This is a genomic window from Pectobacterium wasabiae CFBP 3304, assembly GCF_001742185.1.
Taxonomy (GTDB): Bacteria; Pseudomonadota; Gammaproteobacteria; order Enterobacterales; family Enterobacteriaceae; genus Pectobacterium; species Pectobacterium wasabiae.
Genome location: NZ_CP015750.1, coordinates 3609445 through 3628131 on the forward strand (window position 1 = coordinate 3609445; position 18687 = coordinate 3628131).

Annotated in this window: 19 protein-coding genes; 14 read left to right on the top strand and 5 right to left on the bottom strand. The window is 49.7% G+C overall.

The annotated features are described in order from the left end of the window. Window positions 1–159: 159 nt before the first annotated feature. From A7983_RS16365 to A7983_RS16420, 12 genes are all read left to right on the top strand, one after another. On the top strand, window positions 160–2394 hold the full coding sequence (locus tag A7983_RS16365) for a phage tail tape measure protein (protein WP_005972710.1): 2235 nt from the start codon (window positions 160–162) through the stop codon (window positions 2392–2394). Beyond that, window positions 2394–3311, top strand: coding sequence for a phage tail protein (locus tag A7983_RS16370; protein ID WP_005972708.1), 918 nt, complete (start codon window positions 2394–2396; stop codon window positions 3309–3311). The genes A7983_RS16365 and A7983_RS16370 overlap by 1 nt, the downstream gene beginning before the upstream one ends. Beyond that, complete coding sequence (locus tag A7983_RS16375) at window positions 3311–3523, top strand: tail protein X (protein WP_005972707.1); 213 nt, start codon at window positions 3311–3313, stop codon at window positions 3521–3523. The genes A7983_RS16370 and A7983_RS16375 overlap by 1 nt, the downstream gene beginning before the upstream one ends. After that, the gene (locus A7983_RS16380; RefSeq protein ID WP_005972706.1) at window positions 3511–4665 is read left to right on the top strand and encodes a phage late control D family protein; all 1155 of its coding nucleotides are present in this window, start codon (window positions 3511–3513) and stop codon (window positions 4663–4665) included. The genes A7983_RS16375 and A7983_RS16380 overlap by 13 nt, the downstream gene beginning before the upstream one ends. Then, window positions 4662–5243 carry a phage baseplate assembly protein V gene (locus A7983_RS16385; RefSeq protein WP_005972704.1) on the top strand — a complete coding sequence of 194 codons (582 nt, stop codon included), beginning with the start codon at window positions 4662–4664 and terminating at the stop codon, window positions 5241–5243. Before A7983_RS16380 ends, A7983_RS16385 begins: the two co-directional genes overlap by 4 nt. A 59-nt stretch (window positions 5244–5302) precedes the next feature. Next, window positions 5303–5650 carry a GPW/gp25 family protein gene (locus tag A7983_RS16390; RefSeq protein ID WP_005972702.1) on the top strand — a complete coding sequence of 116 codons (348 nt, stop codon included), beginning with the start codon at window positions 5303–5305 and terminating at the stop codon, window positions 5648–5650. Then, entirely contained in the window at window positions 5641–6744 is a 1104-nt protein-coding gene (locus A7983_RS16395; protein WP_005972692.1) for a baseplate assembly protein, read from the top strand. Before A7983_RS16390 ends, A7983_RS16395 begins: the two co-directional genes overlap by 10 nt. Then, window positions 6737–7318: a phage tail protein I gene (locus A7983_RS16400; RefSeq protein ID WP_005972690.1), complete on the top strand. Its 582-nt coding sequence runs from the start codon at window positions 6737–6739 to the stop codon at window positions 7316–7318. Before A7983_RS16395 ends, A7983_RS16400 begins: the two co-directional genes overlap by 8 nt. Window positions 7319–7320: 2 nt before the next feature. Beyond that, a complete protein-coding gene (locus tag A7983_RS24525) occupies window positions 7321–8943 on the top strand; it encodes a phage tail protein (RefSeq protein ID WP_005972688.1) in 1623 nt (540 codons plus the stop codon). Continuing rightward, window positions 8943–9557: a tail fiber assembly protein gene (locus tag A7983_RS16410; protein WP_005972686.1), complete on the top strand. Its 615-nt coding sequence runs from the start codon at window positions 8943–8945 to the stop codon at window positions 9555–9557. The genes A7983_RS24525 and A7983_RS16410 overlap by 1 nt, the downstream gene beginning before the upstream one ends. 148 nt (window positions 9558–9705) lie before the next feature. Next, entirely contained in the window at window positions 9706–10674 is a 969-nt protein-coding gene (gene ybiB, locus A7983_RS16415; protein ID WP_005972683.1) for a DNA-binding protein YbiB, read from the top strand. Window positions 10675–10760: 86 nt separating this feature from the next. Then, window positions 10761–12629, top strand: a complete 1869-nt coding sequence (locus tag A7983_RS16420; protein ID WP_005972681.1) for a M3 family metallopeptidase — start codon at window positions 10761–10763, stop codon at window positions 12627–12629. Between the two features lie 40 nt (window positions 12630–12669). Here A7983_RS16420 and glnQ read toward each other — a convergent pair whose 3' ends face one another. The 4 genes from glnQ to dps form a co-directional block, all read right to left on the bottom strand. Then, window positions 12670–13392 carry a glutamine ABC transporter ATP-binding protein GlnQ gene (glnQ, locus tag A7983_RS16425; RefSeq protein ID WP_005972679.1) on the bottom strand — a complete coding sequence of 241 codons (723 nt, stop codon included), beginning with the start codon at window positions 13390–13392 and terminating at the stop codon, window positions 12670–12672. Beyond that, the gene (gene glnP / locus A7983_RS16430) at window positions 13389–14048 is read right to left on the bottom strand and encodes a glutamine ABC transporter permease GlnP (protein WP_005972676.1); all 660 of its coding nucleotides are present in this window, start codon (window positions 14046–14048) and stop codon (window positions 13389–13391) included. The genes glnQ and glnP overlap by 4 nt, the downstream gene beginning before the upstream one ends. A 26-nt stretch (window positions 14049–14074) precedes the next feature. Further along, window positions 14075–14821, bottom strand: a complete 747-nt coding sequence (gene glnH, locus A7983_RS16435) for a glutamine ABC transporter substrate-binding protein GlnH (protein WP_005972674.1) — start codon at window positions 14819–14821, stop codon at window positions 14075–14077. A 409-nt stretch (window positions 14822–15230) separates the two neighbouring features. Beyond that, on the bottom strand, window positions 15231–15734 hold the full coding sequence (gene dps, locus A7983_RS16440; RefSeq protein ID WP_005972672.1) for a DNA starvation/stationary phase protection protein Dps: 504 nt from the start codon (window positions 15732–15734) through the stop codon (window positions 15231–15233). Window positions 15735–16071: 337 nt separating this feature from the next. Between dps and A7983_RS16445 the strand changes: the two genes are divergently transcribed. Then, on the top strand, window positions 16072–16611 hold the full coding sequence (locus A7983_RS16445) for a shikimate kinase (protein WP_005972670.1): 540 nt from the start codon (window positions 16072–16074) through the stop codon (window positions 16609–16611). Between the two features lie 19 nt (window positions 16612–16630). On the opposite strand, the gene rhtA is transcribed toward A7983_RS16445, so the two are convergent. Beyond that, window positions 16631–17512, bottom strand: a complete 882-nt coding sequence (gene rhtA, locus A7983_RS16450; RefSeq protein ID WP_005972668.1) for a threonine/homoserine exporter RhtA — start codon at window positions 17510–17512, stop codon at window positions 16631–16633. 376 nt (window positions 17513–17888) lie between these two features. On the opposite strand from rhtA, the gene ompX reads away from it, so the two are divergent. Next, window positions 17889–18404: an outer membrane protein OmpX gene (gene ompX / locus A7983_RS16455; protein WP_005972665.1), complete on the top strand. Its 516-nt coding sequence runs from the start codon at window positions 17889–17891 to the stop codon at window positions 18402–18404. Window positions 18405–18687: the final 283 nt, after the last annotated feature.

Here is an 18687-nt window from a genome sequence, read left to right on the forward strand (position 1 = left end):
TTTTGTTCCTCACCACCTGTCTCCTTCTCCCGCTTATCGCCCGTTCTTTTCCTCGCTTTTTTCCTTATTTGTGATGAGAAAACCAAACTGGAACGGCGCAAGCCGTCGTCTCCGATCCGCCCCGCGAGGGGCTTTTCTGAATGAGAGTGAACCGTGGATATGCTTTTAAACGGAGTCATGCTGGGCAGGGCGTTTGGCACCACGCTGGATGACACAAAAAAATCGCTGCTGTCACTGAGCGATAGCCTCAAACAAGTGCAGGAGCGGCAGCGGCAGTTTAATCAGTCGCTGGAGCGCTTTGGTGCTATCAGCGTACAAATCGTGTTTCAACTAAACCAGTCGATCCGTGAACTGGAAATCAATCAAGAACGTTTGGCTCACAGTCAGTTGCGTCAGGAAACGCTACACGAAAGTCGTGCCGAACAGACTGAAAACCGCCTGGAAATAAAGGAGACATTTAGCTCGGTGATGGCGCCCATCGTGGAGTCGGTCACGCGCTATGCGTCATTTGAGGCGCAATTGCGCGACATCAGTGTTTCACATGCGATGTCGAGTGAGCAGGAAAAGATGATGGGGCAGCGCCTACGTCAATCTTCACAGTGGGTGAACCAAACGCCGGATGCGTTGTTAAGTAGTGCTGGACAACTGCTTGATAGCGGGATGTCTCTGGATCAGGCAACGGATGTTGCGACGGTGCTGGGGAAAACCTCGACTGCCTCCGGCACTACACTGTCCGATCTTACTGAACTCGCAACCACGCTGGATGATGTGTTTAACCTGAAAGGGGCGAAGACATTGGAGGAATCCTTCTCCCGGATGCTGGCAGGCACTAAACAGGGTTTCTCCATGGCGTCGATGGCGCAATATGTCCCCGCGCTGGCTCCGGGATTTACGGCGATGGGCGCGACGGGTGATCAGGCATTGAGCCAACTGGTTTCCAGTCTTAGTGCCACGAAGGGCACGGATACGGAAGCAAATGCGGCAGCGCAACTGGGTAGCTTTATGCATGCAGTAGGGCGAACAGACATTGCCGACAGCTACCGTAGCGCAGGTGTGAATTATAACGCGTCGCTGAAAAGCTACATGAAAGACGGATATTCGCAGTACGACGCTGCGGTTTTGATCGGTAATCAGCTTATCGACAGTAAAGGCAGTCAATTCCAGCAACTGTGGGCCCAGGTCGCGGGCAATGTGGATGCGCAGCAACGTTTAATGCAGCGTTACGGATTACAGGAGGTGTTTCGCACGCCAGAAGCCGTAAATCATGCGCTGTCGATGAGGCAGAACTGGCAGAGCTATCAATCTAACCAGCAGGTGATGAGCAGTCCGGCCGCTACGCAAACGCTGGGTAGCGACTTTGCCCGACAAAATGACACATTGGCCGCGCGCTGGAATCGAATGACGACATCATTGCTGAATATTGCGCTTAACGTGGGTGAGGCGCTAACGCCAGTGCTGGTTTCCCTAAGTGATGCGCTGATCCCCATTTTGGACCAGTTGGTTAACTGGACGGCGGCGAACCCTGAGTTAGTGCGCGGTATTGTGATGACGGTTGCCGGCTTTTTTATATTTGGAAAGGCGGTTATTGGTGCGAAGCAAGGAATTACCTCGCTGCTATCCGCGTTGCAGAAACTTTGGGGCGGTATTTTACAGATTAAACTTGGCTGGCAATTGTTCAGCGCAGGGTTAAGAACGACGGGTTTCTTACAGGGCATTGGTGCGGCGCTGAAATGGCTGGTTGGTGGCACCGGAATATTAGGACGCATGCTTGGTGGTGTATTACGTAGTGGCTTGATGGTAGCTGGCCGAGCAGTCTTGTCTCTGGGGATTATGCTGCTGACGACGCCTGTTGGGTGGGTGGTTGCGGCAGTTGCCGCGATCATTGGGGTATTTGTTTTGGTTTATAAATATTTCGACCAAATTGTTGATTTCTTGGGCATGGTCGGAGCAAAAATCGGCAATTTATCCAATATGGCGATGGAAACCGTCAGTAACACTATTCCTGATGGCGTCAAAAATTTCTTTGGGTTTGGCCCCAGTGAAAAACTCATCGCTAATAGTAATCAGGCGGCAGCCGTTTTAACCCCAACCTCGGTATCTGCATTATTACTACCACCGACACATCCTGTTGAATTACCTAAGAATGAGGACACAATGCCCACCCCGCAACAGCGTGTCTCACTGACACCACCTGTCGGCGGAACGAAGAGCAAGTCTGCCAGCGCAAATCCTTCCGAACGTGTTCAGGTTGCTTTCTCACCCACCATTTACCTCAGCGGTCAGAAGGCTGTGCCAACGCCTGAAATGACGAAGACGCTGACGCTCAGTATGAATGAACTGGAAAATATGTTGAACAAGTTGCTCGCCCAACGCGAGCGCAGGGGGTATGCCTGATGTTTGCGGTATTAGGAAATATTGAATTTAACGTGATCGCTTATTGGGACGGTTTTGATGCGTCGTTCGGTACAGATTATGCCGAGCATAGCCGTATTGAAGGTAAACCCGGTTTGCAATTTATCGGTGCGAAGCTGGATGAGATTCGTATTAGCCTGGCGTTTCACCAGCAGTATTGCACGCCTGATGTGGAGCTGAAGCGCTTGAATGAGGCGATGCGGGCACATCAGGCGATGGCTTTGGTCTTCGGTAGTGGTGATTATCGCGGCTGGTTTGTGATTACTGCACTCACCTCGACCAGCCAGCATACCGATTCGAAGGGTAATGTCTTGGCTATGGATGCTGAGTTGACGCTGCGAGAATATATTGGCGATCCGAAGAATCCGCTCAAACCCCCTGCGATAAAGACCCCAGTTCCCAATGTCAGCGCAATCAGCAAGGTGGTCGAGAAAGTCGGCGACTTTGCGACGTCGCTGCGCACGGCCGTCACGTATGCCAAGAAGGCGCAATCAGCTTTTAAAGCGGTAAAAACTACCGTTCAGATTGTAAAACGGATGAAGAAAAATCCTGAAACCGCGCTCTTGCAAATTCCTGGATTGCTAACGCAGGTAGGGAATGTGTTGACCCCGTTAAGTGAGGTGGAACCAGCGTTTAAAGAAGTGGCGAAAACTATTTCTGAAGCGGCGGTTCAGGCAGAGAAGATGATGCCTGAAATTACAGCGGTCAATAAAGCGGCGAATGACACGCTAAAACAGGTCAAGCAAATTGCCAGTCTGCTACAGAGCGCCAACAGCAAAAACCTCATCGATACGTTGGAAGCCATTAGTAAGCAGGTTGATGCTGTCAGTGACACGTTTAAAAAAGCCGAACCTGCGTTGAGCAAGCTGACCGCTGAAATCATCAAGAGGGTTAAGTGATGTATCTCGAACATATCACCACACAGGGTGAACGGTGGGACACCTTATCCCATCTGTATTACGGCGATCCACTGGGCTATCCACGTATTATTGCCGCTAACCCACATGTACCCATCGTGCCGCTGTTACCATCGGGCTTGGTTGTGCTGATTCCTATCATTGAGCAGGCTGAGGCTAGTAAGACGGAGGACACCCCACCATGGCTACGTTAACTGAAGAATCATTCTCTCCCGGCGTGTCGGAGGTCCTGCAACCAGTGTTCACCCTGTGGTATCAGCAAAAAGACATCACCAATGATATTGCACCGTATGTTACCAGCGTGACTTATACCGACAGCATCAAGAATGAATCGGATGCGATTGAGGTTCGCCTCGATGATACCGATGGACGTTGGCTGGATAAGTGGTATCCCGGGACGGGCGATACGTTGTCGCTCAAGCTGGGCTATCGCGGTGAAACGTTGTTTAACTGCGGCACTTTTTCGATTGATGAAATTGAGGTCAGCGCACCACCCAGTGAGGTGACGATCCGCGGCGTAGCGACATCGGTCAACCGCGCATTACGGACCAAGTCAAACCGCGGTTTTGAAGATACGACGCTAGCCGCGATTGCGATGCGCATCGCGAAAAAGCATCAACTCACGCTGGCGGGGACGATTCAGAGCATCAAAATCGATCGCGTGACGCAATATGCGGAAACCGATGTCGCGTTTCTAAAGCGGCTCGCCAGCGAATATGGCTATGCCGTGAAAGTCGTTAGTGACCAACTGATTTTTTCACATTTGGCGACGTTACGTAGTCAGGAACCTGTTCGGCAAATCAAGCCAACGGATGTTGCGCGTTTTTCATTGCGTGACACGATCAGCCATGTCTACAAAAACGCCAAGACGAAGTATCAGAAAGGGAGTGAAAAAAAACTGATGGTTTGTGAAGCCAACGGTGGTGTGAAAAACGAAATGAAATCTGCTGGTGCGGCGACCAGTGCAGACACGTTAAAAGTTAACTCGCGTGCGGCGGATGCCTCCGGCGCGAGGATGAAAACGGATGCTGCGTTGGATGCACACAACGAAAAGCAGCAAGCAGGGTCGATGACGCTGATGGGTAGCCCGCAGTTGGCGGCGGGTAATAAAATTGAGCTGGTGGCGTTCGGCCAGCTTTCCGGCCACTGGTTGATTAATTCGGCCCGCCATGTTCTGGAACGTGGCAGTGGTTACACCACGGAGATTGAGTTGACACGCGGGCCGGTCACGGCAGGTAAGCGAAAGTCGGACAGCGGGAAAACGCTGGTGACGTACCACCCGGATGGCAACGCGATGGTGAGGAAGGTCAATAGCAACAAGGAGAAAGTAGCATGAGTTTATCTCGTCGAATTGGCACGATAAGCGCGGTGGACGAGGTTCGCGTTATGGTACGCGTTCGTCTACCTGAGTGTGACAACCTGCGCACAGCCTGGTTGCCCGTGTTACAGCGCAATACGCAGAATAACAAGGATTATTGGTTGCCGGATATTGGTGAACAGGTCGAAGTCCTGTTAGACGATAACGGCGAGGACGGCTTGGTGCTGGGAGCAATTTATTCCGCTGCCGATGTACCAATGCTGTCGGATAAGGACAAACGGGCGGTGACGTTCGCCGACGGTGCGCATATTGAATACGACCGTCGAACGCATACGCTAACGATCAACGGCGGCGTGCAGCATATTGCGATTAGCAGCGGCACTGACGTAGTGGTTAATGCCCAGCGAGTCACTATTAATGCGCCGGAAACGACCGTGGCTGGCAAACTGCTGGTGCAAGGGCAACTCACTTACGAGAGTGGGATGTCCGGCTCAGGTGGTGCCAGCCTCAGTGGTGATATCAGCGTTTCCGGCAACGTTAGCGCCAGCGGCAGCGTCATGGACGCCGGTGGCAATTCCAATCACCACTCACACTAACGCCTTCTCTAAACCGCTTTACAATTTCTTTCTCTCACCGGGGGCGACAATAGCCCCCTATGAAAACTCAATCTGTTTTTTGGCAACCGGCGCTGCAACGTTCTGGCGACATCGTCGAAGGAACGGCAGATATCCTGCAGGCGATTCACATTATCCTGCGGACACCCTGCGGCAGTGACCCACATCGGCCTGACTTTGGTAGCAATCTACATCTGTATCTCGATTATCCGATCGATCGTGCGATCCCGCATGTCGTCAGGGAATCGGTAGAGGCAATCAAACGATGGGAACCTCGCTGCCAGCTACTGGCGGTTAAACCTTCTGTGAATGGGGCTCACCTGACGCTGCTTGTTAGTTGGAAAACCGCTAACGGCGCGACACAGACCACGGAGTTGTTATGGCGCTGACAGAACCCAATTTTATTGAACGCGATGCGGCGAAGATCACCGCTGAAATGATCGCGAAATATGAAGCTGACTCTGGGAAAACACTCTATCCGGCGCATGCCGAACGCTTGTTGATTAACCTCTTTGCCTACCGGGAAACCTTAGTGCGTAGTGCGGTTCAGGAAGCCGCCAAGCAGAACCTGGTTGCGTTTGCTCGTGCACCGATGCTGGATTATCTGGCAGAACTGGTCGGTGTCTACCGTTTAGCACCGCAACCAGCGCAAGCAGAACTTCGCTTTACCTCTGAAACGCCGTCAGTCAGCGACCTGCTGATTCCTGCGGGTACTCGCGTTAGCGCATCGGACAGCGTGACTTTTGCTACCGACAGCGATGCGCTGCTGAGAGCGAACGGTAGCGGTGTCACTGTGCTGGCGACCTGCACTGAACGCGGTGATGTTGGCAATGATTGGCTGCCCGCCCAGATCAGTACGCTGCTGGATGAGATTGGTGATAGCGATTTAAGCGTCAGCAATATCACCAAAAGCAGCGGCGGTTCCGCCGAAGAGGGTGACGACCGCCTGCGTGAACGTATTCAACTGGCTCCGGAATCGTTCAGCACTGCAGGGTCGAAGCTGGCGTATCGCTTCCATGCGATGCGGGCACATCAAAATATTGTCGATGTTGCGGTGATGTCGCCGGAACCGGGTGAGGTGGTGCTCTATCCGTTGCTTAGCACTGGTTTGCCGGACAAAAGCCTGCTCTCGCTGGTGGAAAGCTTTTGCTCCGACGAACAGGTACGCCCGCTGACTGATTTTGTCTCCGCCAAATCTCCCACTCAGGTGGATTATGCCATTAATGCCAAATTGACGCTGTTTAACGGCGAGCAGGCCAGCATTGTTCAGGCCGCGGCGGAGAAAGCGGTACAGGCCTGGGTGGAAACCCGCACGGCAACGCTGGGGCGGGATATTGTCCCAAGCCAGATTATCGCCACGCTTTCCATTCCCGGTGTGTATCAGGTGGAGCTCGTTTCGCCGTCATTGATGGTGCTTGATGACAGTGAATGGGCGAACTGTACGGGCGTTAACGTCAGCATCGTCGGGGTATCGAATGGCTGATTCACTGCAACTGCTGCCACCACCGCTGGCTACTGACGCTCGCTTTCGTTCGCTGGCGAAATTGGCTGACCGCTTTGATGACATCGATCTGAATACATTGCTGGTTTATCTGGTCGATATCGCTGATGGCAGTGCCTTGCCCTGGCTAGCCGAACAGTTCTCATTGTTTGGTGATGGCTGGGAATTGGCAGAATCGGATGACTCCAAGCGTGCGCTAATTAAAGCCGCTATTGATTTGCATCGTAGCAAAGGCACGCCCTGGAGCATTAAAGAGATCATTCGACGCTTTGGCTTTGGCGACAGCACGCTGATCGAGAACATTGGTCGTCTGAACTACGACGGTGAAACCACTTATAACAACCTTTATGTACACGGTGATAAAGCGGCGTGGGCTGTTTATCGCGTGCTGCTAAAACAACCGATTACCAACGATCAGGCCAGAATGCTGCGCAATGCCATTGGGATGTTTGCTCCCGTGCGGTGCCATCTGGCCAGTATCGAATATTGGGAAGTGCCTATCCGCTACAACCGGACGGCGATATACGACAGTAACTACAATCATGGGAGCGCTTGAACATGGCGAATTTGTCAGAGAACCCACAATGGGTTGACGGTATTTATCAAATTGAAACGTCAGATCCGGTCGTGGGTGGGCCGGACGGTGTCTCAAATCGACAGGCTAAAGAACTGGCCAGTCGTACCCGCTATTTGAAAAAAGAGCAGGAAAAAACAGGTAGCGATCTGGCGACACACGCGGCGGCGGCTGATCCGCATACACAATATGCACCGAAGGCGAATCCGACCTTTACCGGCATGCCTAAAGCGCCAACGCCGGCAACCGATAGCAATAGTCAGCAGGTTGCGACGACGGCATTTGTACATTCGGTCGGCTCGATGAAATTGGCAAAAGATCAGAACGGGGCGGATATTCCAGATAAAACTGCGTTCTACGGTAACGTATTGCTGAGGGGCACGCTGGGCGATGGTATGACATTCGCTAATTGTGATAAAGCAGGCGATTATGTTGTCGCGATATCCGATCCCAATAAAGTTTCTGATATGCCTACGTATAAAGGGCAGAAATTGTATGGGTACGGTGTGCTACATGTTTCTCAGCGCTATAATTTTGTCGGGCAGGAATATACCAATCACAGTGGAGATTATGCCTGGCGGCAGAAATGGGACGATGGTGTTTATGCGCCTTGGGTTGTTGCACTTAGTTCATCTCGTGTGCCGACTGCGACTGATGTTGGTGCGTTATCTGAGAATGCGACGGCTCAGGCAGCGGTAAAATTTGCAACGCCCCGTACGATCAACGGCATACCGTTTGATGGTACTGCTAATATCGCGCTGACTCCCACAAACCTCGGTTTAACTGAAACTGTGAATCTTGCTGCTGGGGCATTGGCAAAAGCCAAGAACGGCGCGGATATTCTAGATAAAGTGGCATTTATTTCAAATTTGATTGAGCGTGGGCATTTAAGTGATGGGGGAACATTTTCTGCCTGCAATCAACCGGGGATTTATAGGGTTGGTACGGAAAATCCAGCCAGTATTTCCGATATGCCAAAAAATAATAATGGAGAATATCTGTATTGCTATGGTGTGCTATCTGTACAACGTATTGCTGGGGTAATTACTCAGGTTTATAAAAATCATTTTGGGCAAATAGCAACTCGCCAGTCCTGGGATGACGGCAAAGCATATAACAACTGGAACGTCCCCTATGATAGTGCAATTAATAAACCTACTGCAGCTGATGTTGGGGCATTATCTCTCAATGAACTTGTTGGTATCCCTATGCCGTGGCCACAGGCAACAGCACCATCTGGTTGGTTAAAATGTAACGGGCAGATATTTGATCAAAAAATCTATCCACTTTTAGCACAACTTTATCCATCCAGAGTGTTACCCGATCTTCGGGGTGAGTTTATTCGAGGTTGGGATGATGGGCGTAAAATTGACAGTGGGCGTACAATATTGAGCTTGCAGTTAGATTTGTTTAAATCTCATTATCATGCACTTCAATATATCGGATTTGATAATTCTAATAATGTAAATGGCACAAGCGGAAGTCCTCTTAGATATGCATCAGGAGATGATCCTGGATATTTAAATTATAATATAGATTCTTTGGTTGGGGGGGCTGAAACTCGCCCCCGTAATATCGCATTTAATTACATCGTGAGAGCAGCATAATGAAAAATTATTCTATTAAAGTTAATGCAGCAAAACTGAATGAATCAGGTCTCAGCGTTGAAGCAGGTTGGATTACTATTTATCAAGTTCACCCAACGAGCCGAGAGTATATCGGTGCCCATTATGAATATTTGCCTATTGGCGTTGGTATTCCTGCGGATAGTTATTCCGATGAACCAGAATTACCACCATTGGGTCTGGCTCTACGCCGAACCAATGATGGTTTGCGATGGGAGCATGTGCCGGATTATCGTGGTCAGACTGTTTACAGTAAAGAAACTCGACAAACTCAGGTGGTAACACTGATTGGTGCTTTGCCGGATAATGTCGCTCTGTCAGAACCAGCGACGGTGTTCGATGTTTGGGATGGTAATGCGTGGATGACGGACAAAGAAGCACAGCAGCAGGCTTTGGTTCTGGAAGTAAAAAAAGAATTAGCAACACGACTGAGTGCGGCTAATACTCAGATCAGTACGTTATCCGATGCAGTAACTTTGGGAATAGCAACAGGAGAAGAAATTACACAACTGGCTGAGTGGCAGACCTATCGTGTTCTGCTCAATCGAATCGATGTCAATAAAGTGTCTGATATTAACTGGCCAGATGTGCCGTGATATCATTGATATTGCCTAATCTCTGACGTTTCATACCCTACACTGCGCCGCATTTATTTGCGGCGCAGTTGTTTTTACCAGAACCTCACCAAACATGTTATTTTTATTGATAAGTTCTTTACTGCGTCGCCGCAAATGAGAGGCCAGCATGGATTACACCAAAATTATCAAAGAAGTGGGGCGCGGGAAAAATCATGCGCGCGATGTCGATCAGGCAACCGCTTATGAACTGTATAGCGCGATGCTGCGCGGTGATGTCCCAGATCTGGAGCTCGGTGGGCTGCTGATTGCGTTTCGCATCAAGGGTGAGTCCGAGGCCGAAATGCTGGGTTTTTATCAGGCGATGGATGAACATGTGCTGCGTCTGAATCCGCCTGTGGGCTTTCCCATGCCTATCGTGGTTCCTAGCTATAACGGGGCGCGGAGGCAGGCTAACCTGACACCACTGTTGGCGCTGCTGCTGGCAAAACTGGGCTTTCCGGTAGTCGTGCATGGTGTAAGCGACGATCCGACTCGCGTTACCAGCGCGGAGATTTTGCGTCATCTCGGCGTGACGATTGCGGAGAACGTCGGGCAGGCTCAGCAGGAGCTTGATAAGGGGAGCCCGGTATTTATCCCTGTCTCGACGTTATGTCCGGCCATCGATCGTCAGCTACAGTTGCGCTGGCGTATGGGGGTGCGTAACAGTAGCCATACGCTCGCCAAGGTCGCGACACCGTTTGGTGAAAGCGAGGCGCTGCGTGTCGCCAGTGTATCTCACCCTGAATATGTTTCCCGTGTAGGGACGTTTTTTAACGATATCAATGGGCGAGCGCTCCTGATGCACGGCACGGAAGGGGAGATTTACGCCAACCCGCAGCGCTGCCCGGAAATTCATTTTATCCACCAGCAACATATCAAAGTACTGCAACTTCGGCAGGATATCAGCGTTGCGCCCGATGCTTTGCCGATTGCGAAGGATGCAGTAACCACGGCGCGCTGGACGGTACAGTGCCTGACAGGTGAAATTGCCATACCGCAGGCGATTCGCTTGCAACTGGCGTGCTGTCTGGTTGCTGCCGGTGAGGCGGCAACCATGGAACAGGCTGTCGCAACGATTAAGAAACGCCTTGGCTGAATGGTTTGCCGGGGCGGATTAGGGCGCGGGTTGTCGCGCCACTTCACTCAGCCAGACGGCTGTCATTTGAAGAGAGAAGGAATAGCATGCAACAGGTAGCGGACTATTTTAATGCATTGAATCGTGACTATCTCGCGGTCCATCAGGCAAAAGAAGAACTGTTTTGGCAACTGTATATGGGAACGGGTAACGATGAGGTGTCCGAACGTTTCTCCGCCGCAGAGAGTGCATATAAGCGTTTCATTTCGCAACCGCAGCGGTTGCCTGAGCTGAGAAACCATCTTGCGACTGTAGAAAACAGCACTCGGGATGAACAACAGCAGGCGTTGTTACACGGTTTACAAGGCTGGTATCGGTTCTTCGACTGTAACGTGATTGAAGATCCGCAGGCTCAGGCGCTGATGGATGAGATTATTGCTGCCGAAAGTGCGCTATACGCCAAGCGTAAATCCTATGAAATGACACATTTGGATGCCAAGGGAGAACGTGTTTCTGCCTCGCTCGGGGAATTGCTGACCAATCAGGCGGCCAATGATACCGAAGCTTATCGCCAGAGCTCTCAGCAGGCGCTGCGTTCTCTCGAACAGTGGCTGTTGCAGAACGGTTTCCCTGAGTTGGTTTCGCTGCGTAACCGCTTTGCTCGTCAGATGGGCTACCGGAACTATTTTGACTATAAGGTCAATAAAACAGAGCGAATGACGCCGGAGCAGTTGTTTTCCATCCTCGATCCTTTCGAAGAACAAACGCGTGAGGCGAATGCTCGTAGTCTGAAACATCTGGCGGACGAAAAGGGCGAGGATGCGCTGCAGCCGTGGAATATTCGCTATGCCAGCGCGGGGGATGTGACGCGCCAGCTCGACCCTTATTTCCCTTTCTCTGCGTCGCTGGAACGTTGGATCAACAGCTTTAAACGCTTGCACATCGGGTTCAATGGGGCAGAAATGCAGCTTGATTTGCTGGTGCGTAAAGGCAAATACGAAAACGGCTTTATGCACGGTCCGGTGCCGCCGTTTGTGCAGGAAGGAAAATGGGTTCCTGCACGGATTAATTTCACCAGTCTGGCAAAACCGGATCAAGTCGGTAGCGGTGCTAGCGGCATCAATACGCTGTTTCATGAAGGGGGACACGCCGCGCATTTTGCCAATATTAAGCAGAATGCACCCTGTTTTTCGCAGGAGTTTCCGCCAACCTCAATGGCCTATGCCGAAACACAATCCATGTTCTGTGACAGCCTGTTGGGCGATGCTGACTGGTTAAAACGCTATGCAAAGAATGCGCAGGGAGAGACGATTCCTGATGAGTTGATCCGTGCAGATATTAGCACGCAGCAGCCGATGCGGGCTTTCAACGAGCGCCATATTCTGCTGGTGCCGTATTTTGAGTGGCAGCTCTATTCGTGGGATGACGAGGCGCGCACGCCGGAAGCGATGACAAAACTGGCACGTGATACCGAGTTGCGAATTCTGGGTACTAACGGTAGCCCGCGCCCGACGCTAGCGATTCCACATCTACTGTCTATGGAGTCGGCGTGTTCTTATCAGGGCTATTTGCTGGCGCTGATGGCGGTGGAGCAGACGCGAAGCTACTTCCTGCAACGCGACGGCTATTTGACGGACAACCCGGCTATCGGGCCGGATTTGGCACAGCACTATTGGTTGCCGGGTAATAGTGTGAGTCATGACGATACGCTGCGTAGCCTAACGGGTGAAGGATTCAATCCCGCCTATTTGGCACAGGCCTGTAATCTGACGGTAGAAGAAGCCTGGACACAGGCGAAAAGCACGATGGCGCAGGCCGCTAGCCGTCCTCAGCCAGCCGCAGATTTCGATCTGTCGGCGCGTATTCGTGTGGTCGATGGTAGTCGCGTGCTGGCGGATAACGCACAGGGCGATGAGAAGATGTGCCAGGATTTTGCGATGTTTATTGAGCGGGAGTATCCGCGTTCACAGATATAAGGCTGAAAAGAAGCAAGGGGGCGAATGCCCCCTTAGTTGATCAAGATACGTGTTGCAGGAATTCACGCAGGCGATCGCTGGGTGGATTCGTAATCAGCGTTTCCGGGTCGCCATCTTCCGCGATGCGGCCTTTATCAATAAAGATCAGGCGTGAAGCCACTTTATGGGCAAAGCCTACTTCGTGAGTGACGATCACCATCGTCATGCCTTCCTCGGCCAGATCTTTCATTACGGTCAACACTTCATGGCGTAGCTCTGGGTCAAGTGCCGACGTCGGCTCATCAAACAGCATCAGCTTCGGTTTGACTGCCAGTGCACGGGCGATGGCCACGCGCTGCTGTTGGCCACCGGAAAGCTCGGAAGGGTAGTGATGCGCGCGTTCTGACAGACCTACTTTTGCCAGCAATTCCAGCGCCAGTTTCTCTGCCTCAGCTTTACTCGCGCCGCGCACTCGGATCGGACCGAACGCGACATTTTCCAGAGCGGTAAGATGTGGGAACAGATAAAACTGCTGGAACACCATCCCTGCTTCTTGGCGGATTAAACGTTCATCAACGCGGGGATCGTTCACTTTCAGTCCGTCAACAATCAATTCACCGCTGGTAATCTCTTCCAACTTATTGATGCAGCGCAGCAGCGTGGATTTACCCGAACCGGAAGGCCCGATGATAACGACAACTTCACCTTGGCCGATGGTGAGATCGATATCGTGTAAGACTTGCGTCTTGCCAAAGTGTTTGGATACGTTTTTAAATTCAATCATATAATCTTAAGTCTTCTTTCCAGACGACGCAGAATAAAGCTGAGGACCAGCGTGATGCACAGGTAAATAATGGCAACCGCAGTCCAGATCTCCAGCGCACGGAAGTTGCCCGCGATGATTTCCTGGCCTGAACGCGTGAGTTCAGCCACACCGATAACAATAAACAGTGATGTGTCCTTGATACTGATAATCCACTGATTGCCCAGCGGCGGCAGCATGCGGCGTAGCGCGAGTGGGGCAATCACATGGCGTAATGTCGCGCTGCGAGACAGCCCTAGTGCCAGACCCGCTTCACGGAAGCCGTTGTGAATTGACAATACCGAACCACGGGTAATTTCCGCGATATATGCACCGGAGTTAATCATAATGGTCACCACGGCGGCGGCAAAAGGGTCAATCCGCACGGACGTGAAAATCATCGGCAGGGCGAAGTAAATAAACATCACCTGCACAACAATCGGCGTACCGCGAATAATTTCAATAAAAACGAGCGAAATGCGGCTGGAAAACCAGCCGCCGTAGGCGCGGGCAAAGCCCGCGACCACGCCAATCACCAGGCCACCAAGCAGACCCAGAACAGAAATCAACAACGTCATTTTTGCCCCTTCCATCAGGAGGGGCAGAGAAGGCCAAATGGCACTCCAGTCAAACTGCATGGAATATCTCCAGATTAAATCGGCAATTACTTAGGTTCTACGCCAAACCACTTCTTGTAGATCTCAGCATAAGTGCCGTTTTCACGCAGTGTTTTCAGGGCGCCATTCACTTTTTCACGCAGCTCATTGCTGCCTTTCGGGAACGCGATGCCGTATTGCTGGGCTTTAATAGAATCACCTACCGCTTTAAATTGGCCATTGCCTGCGGTTTTGATGAAGTAGAGGATATTTGGCGTATCGTGCAGCACGGCGTCAGCACGGTTGGTGCCCAGTTCCATATAGGCGTTGTCGATATTTGGGAACTGGCGCAGATCTTTGGTTTTGATATTGGCTTTCGCGTAATCAACGGAACCTGTGCCACTTTTCACCGCAATCACTTTACCGGCTAAATCCTGCTCGCCTTTGATATCGTTGTTGTCCGCTTTAACCATCACCAGCAGGCCGCTGTCATAGTAACCGTCAGAGAAATCGATTGCTTTTTTACGCTCTTCGGTAATGGTAATGCCTGCGAGCGCCAGATCGATGTTACGCGTTTGCAGGGCAGGAATAATACCGCCGAAATCCATTGGCTTCAGAGTGTATTTCAGGTTGAGTTGTTTAGCGATAGCATCCCAGAGGTCGATGTCAAAACCGACGTACTTGTCGCCTTGTTTGAATTCAAAAGGGACGAAAGCGGTGTCTGTCGCGACAATCAGTTCTTTCTCTGCGGCATAACTGGATACGCTCATCATTAGCGTCAATGCAGCCAAAGAGGCCTTAAGTAGTGATTTCATCAAATCCTTCCTATTTAGCAGTTGTGGGAGCTTTTTGTTTTACAGGCGTTTTAAGCATAGTACGAAAGTGGAACCCATTAGAACATTAGGCCAATTATCATGCGTTGTGCTTAACCTGTTGTTTTTATTTTATTACCTTGCAGACGGTGAAATTTTCATCTCCGATTCGCCCAGGCAAGGCGCTGTTATGATTAACTGATTTACACGAGGGAAACAACCGTTGATTGGTGTTATGGCCAATTAATGGAGGCAAAAGCTAATTTTTTGAGCGTCTTAACGGATAAAATGCGTGGTTTGTGCGGATTACACGAAGAAAGAGGGAAGCTTGAGTGGATTTATCAGGTAGTAAAAGGCTGCCTAGGCAGCCTTAAGTGCGTTCGTTATAACTCACGCGGGAAGATAATATCGATTATTCGATGTTGGATTCAATGAACCACAGGAACTGATCCAGATCGCGTGATGCAGCGGTCAGAATGTCTGCAGAGGCTTCATCTTCTGTTTTACCAATGGCCTTGCGTACATTGTTCGCGACAATCGCATAACGTTCGGCCAGCGCTTTTAGATGATCCTGAACGCTATGGATGGTAGTCGGATAGCTTTTCAGTGAAGTTTGTTTACCGACAATTTGCACGGTACCCAGTGCGATACCACCTATCTGCACGACGCGTTCGGCGATGGTATCCTGGTGGTCAATAATCGAGGTGCGGAAGCCATCCAACATTTCATGAACGGCGATAAAGTTTGCACCGCGCATGTTCCAGTGTGCCTGTTTGGTAATCAACGACAGGTCGATGAAATCAACAACCAGTTGGTTTAACAGTGCGATCGTCGAGGTTTTAACGCTATCGTCCAAATCATTGCGAGTATAAAGCAGTTCGGACGGTGCTGATTTCACGAGTTTGGCGGTAGACATAATAGTTATCCTCTCTTTAATTATTCAAAGTCTTACTGTTCAACGTGATTAATTATAACAGCGATAAAAATTAATATTGAAAAGAATTGCCTATCAAATGAATAGCCATAGCATAACGATATTATGGTTATTTGTAGTCAGGATTTTTCTGATATCAATAATGTAGATGTGGCGAAATATTTTAATTTCCGCTGAAATACAATGTCATATATTGATGGATGTCATTATTACATGGGTAGAAATGATTATTATTCATTGGCGTTCGCATTGAAATAGAATGAAGGTGCTGTTTCCCTTCTTAAAACATATAGTGTGTTATTGAAAGGAATAGAGGGAAATGAGAATTAATATTATTGGTACTAGCGGAAGTGGAAAATCTACGCTCGCACGTCATTTGTCTGAGAAGTTGGATGTACCCTACGTTGAAATGGATGCGTTGTTTTGGTTGAGTGACTGGCAAGGGAGAACGGATGCCGACTTCTTTCAACGGCTTGAAAGCGCACTGGAATCAGATGGTTGGGTGCTGGATGGCAACTATAACCGAACGAGAGATATTAAATGGCGCAATGTTGATGTCGTGATATGGGTCGATTACTGTTTTACCCGTACACTTTTCCAGGCTGTGCGGCGTGCCTATCTTCGGGCATGGCGCAAAGAGGAACTCTGGAGCGGTACAGGTAACAAAGAGTCCTTTCTTCGCAGTTTCTTTAGTCGAGATTCGATTATATTCTGGACAATAAAAACCTATTCGAGAAACCGGAAGCGGTATCTGGCGGATTTAGCTGACCCTCGTTATCGCCATATCCGCTTTATTACCCTGCATTCACCTCAGGAATGTGAAACTTTTCTGCAACATTTTCCCGAGGAAATGAAATAAGAACATATTCTATTTCTATTTATGTCTTCTCTTCTTTACGTACCTCTGCTGATTTTATTGTCAACGTTGCGCCTAGTGAGGCGGTGATAATAAATATCAGCGCCATCCACTGTATAAACGCGAGGTGTTCGCCGAGGAAAAGTATCCCGGACAAGGCGGCAATAGCGGGTTCCATACTCATTAGGGTGCTGAATGTTCTGGCGGGTAGACGTGTTAATGCCACCATTTCCAGAGAATAGGGCAGCGCAGTGGACAGGATTGCAACGGCAATGCCGAGCGGGAGTATCGTAAGCGAAAACAGCGTGCTTTCAGCGTAATATGCGCCAATAGGGCAGAAGATCAGTGCGGCAATACAGGAACCAATAGCAACGGTGCCTGGCCCATGATTTGCCCCTGCTTTTTGCCCGAATAGAATATAGAACGCCCAGCAGGCACCTGCACTAATGGCGTAGGCAGCCCCCGTTAAATCAACATTTCCGATATTGTGACCCAGCGGCAATAAAAACCACAAACCCGCAACTGCAAGGAAAACCCATAGAAAATCAATCAGTCTGCGTGAAGCTAACATAGCAACGGCAAGTGGACCGGTGAATTCCAGTGCGACGGCAATACCAAGTGGCACCGTCTGCAATGAGAGATAGAACAGAAAATTCATACCGCCCAACGTAATACCATAAATCAACAGCGGCAGGCGGTTGCTACTGAAGCGCATACGCCACGGTTTGAAAATGATGCACAGAATGATCGTCCCAATTCCCAGACGTAATGCCGTAACGCCAGTGGCTCCGATGAGCGGAAACAGATTTTTGGCCAGAGCAGCTCCGCTTTGGATAGACAGCATCGAGATAATGATGAGCAATACAGGGATGAATGATGACAAACGGTGGGGAAATAAGGTCATTCTTTTGGCCTTAAAAAAGGTATAACATTCCGTCGCTATTATATCCAATTGTAAACAATTTGTCTGGTATGAATTGACTTTTATTGACCTTTATTTACGCATCATTTAACTGGGATTTTTTCATCCAATACCACTAGCATACAAACTGAGCGAGAAATTCAGAATTGTCTGTTTTACCGCCCGGTGGTGAATTTATTTTTAATCTAACTGTCACAATGAAAACTTCAATATAATTAGTGTGATAGATTGATTTTGACAATATTTGTTACATCTAAAGCCTAATTGATAAATATTTATAGGGCGGCAAGCTCCGAACTTCTTTGTTATATTTACTGCGTTAGTTAGTCTTTCATAAAATGAATTTGAGGCTGTAAATATGAAAAAAATCGCGTGTCTTTCCGCTCTGGCTTGTGTATTAGCCGTTGGCGCAGGTTCTGCATTTGCTGGTCAAAGCACCGTAACTGCCGGTTATGCTCAAGGTGATGCTCAGGGCGTACAAAATAAAGTTAAAGGTTTTAACCTGAAATATCGTTACGAGCAAGATAATAACCCACTGGGCGTTATTAGCTCATTCACCTACCTGGAAAAAAATGGTAGTGATGACGGTTTTTATAACAAAGGTCAGTACATGGGCTTCACTGCGGGTCCTGCTTACCGTCTGAATGACTGGGCAAGCCTGTACGGCGTTGTTGGTTTCAGCCACGGTAAAGTTACAAGCAACGACACCAATGGTCTGGATAACGCCAGCAATGACGATTACGGCTTCACCTACGGTGCTGGTGTTCAGTTCAATCCAATCCAAGACGTTGCTCTGGATGTTGGTTACGAACAAAGCCGTATCCGTAGCGTTGACGTTGGTGCCTGGGCTGTTGGCGTAGGTTACCGCTTCTAATCTAACCCTGTAGGGTTTTTATCCCTCAGTGTTGGCGTTAGCTGTGTCAGAAGAATCCGCTCTTTTTAGAGCGGATTTTTTTATGGATTTTTGTCTAAGCCAGCAACGAGCTTTACCCGTAATTTATCCAGTCGCCTTCCAACCGATCGATATCCGGTCGTTCTTGCTGCCATTGATCACATGCATACTGTAACAGCCTATTATAAGATATTATCTTGACGTGAAGATTCTTTCTGTGAAGATAATGTTCATCAGGCAGCAGTGACTTGTTTAAGCGATTGAG

Bases quoted from the DNA above. Each gene is read 5' to 3' on its own strand.
- A7983_RS16365 (WP_005972710.1), top strand. From the start codon at position 160: ATGCTTTTAAACGGAGTCATGCTGGGCAGGGCGTTTGGCACCACGCTG.
- A7983_RS16370 (WP_005972708.1), top strand. From the start codon at position 2,394: ATGTTTGCGGTATTAGGAAATATTGAATTTAACGTGATCGCTTATTGG.
- A7983_RS16375 (WP_005972707.1), top strand. From the start codon at position 3,311: ATGTATCTCGAACATATCACCACACAGGGTGAACGGTGGGACACCTTA.
- A7983_RS16380 (WP_005972706.1), top strand. From the start codon at position 3,511: ATGGCTACGTTAACTGAAGAATCATTCTCTCCCGGCGTGTCGGAGGTC.
- A7983_RS16385 (WP_005972704.1), top strand. From the start codon at position 4,662: ATGAGTTTATCTCGTCGAATTGGCACGATAAGCGCGGTGGACGAGGTT.
- A7983_RS16390 (WP_005972702.1), top strand. From the start codon at position 5,303: ATGAAAACTCAATCTGTTTTTTGGCAACCGGCGCTGCAACGTTCTGGC.
- A7983_RS16395 (WP_005972692.1), top strand. From the start codon at position 5,641: ATGGCGCTGACAGAACCCAATTTTATTGAACGCGATGCGGCGAAGATC.
- A7983_RS16400 (WP_005972690.1), top strand. From the start codon at position 6,737: ATGGCTGATTCACTGCAACTGCTGCCACCACCGCTGGCTACTGACGCT.
- A7983_RS24525 (WP_005972688.1), top strand. From the start codon at position 7,321: ATGGCGAATTTGTCAGAGAACCCACAATGGGTTGACGGTATTTATCAA.
- A7983_RS16410 (WP_005972686.1), top strand. From the start codon at position 8,943: ATGAAAAATTATTCTATTAAAGTTAATGCAGCAAAACTGAATGAATCA.
- ybiB (WP_005972683.1), top strand. From the start codon at position 9,706: ATGGATTACACCAAAATTATCAAAGAAGTGGGGCGCGGGAAAAATCAT.
- A7983_RS16420 (WP_005972681.1), top strand. From the start codon at position 10,761: ATGCAACAGGTAGCGGACTATTTTAATGCATTGAATCGTGACTATCTC.
- glnQ (WP_005972679.1), bottom strand. From the start codon at position 13,392: ATGATTGAATTTAAAAACGTATCCAAACACTTTGGCAAGACGCAAGTC.
- glnP (WP_005972676.1), bottom strand. From the start codon at position 14,048: ATGCAGTTTGACTGGAGTGCCATTTGGCCTTCTCTGCCCCTCCTGATG.
- glnH (WP_005972674.1), bottom strand. From the start codon at position 14,821: ATGAAATCACTACTTAAGGCCTCTTTGGCTGCATTGACGCTAATGATG.
- dps (WP_005972672.1), bottom strand. From the start codon at position 15,734: ATGTCTACCGCCAAACTCGTGAAATCAGCACCGTCCGAACTGCTTTAT.
- A7983_RS16445 (WP_005972670.1), top strand. From the start codon at position 16,072: ATGAGAATTAATATTATTGGTACTAGCGGAAGTGGAAAATCTACGCTC.
- rhtA (WP_005972668.1), bottom strand. From the start codon at position 17,512: ATGACCTTATTTCCCCACCGTTTGTCATCATTCATCCCTGTATTGCTC.
- ompX (WP_005972665.1), top strand. From the start codon at position 17,889: ATGAAAAAAATCGCGTGTCTTTCCGCTCTGGCTTGTGTATTAGCCGTT.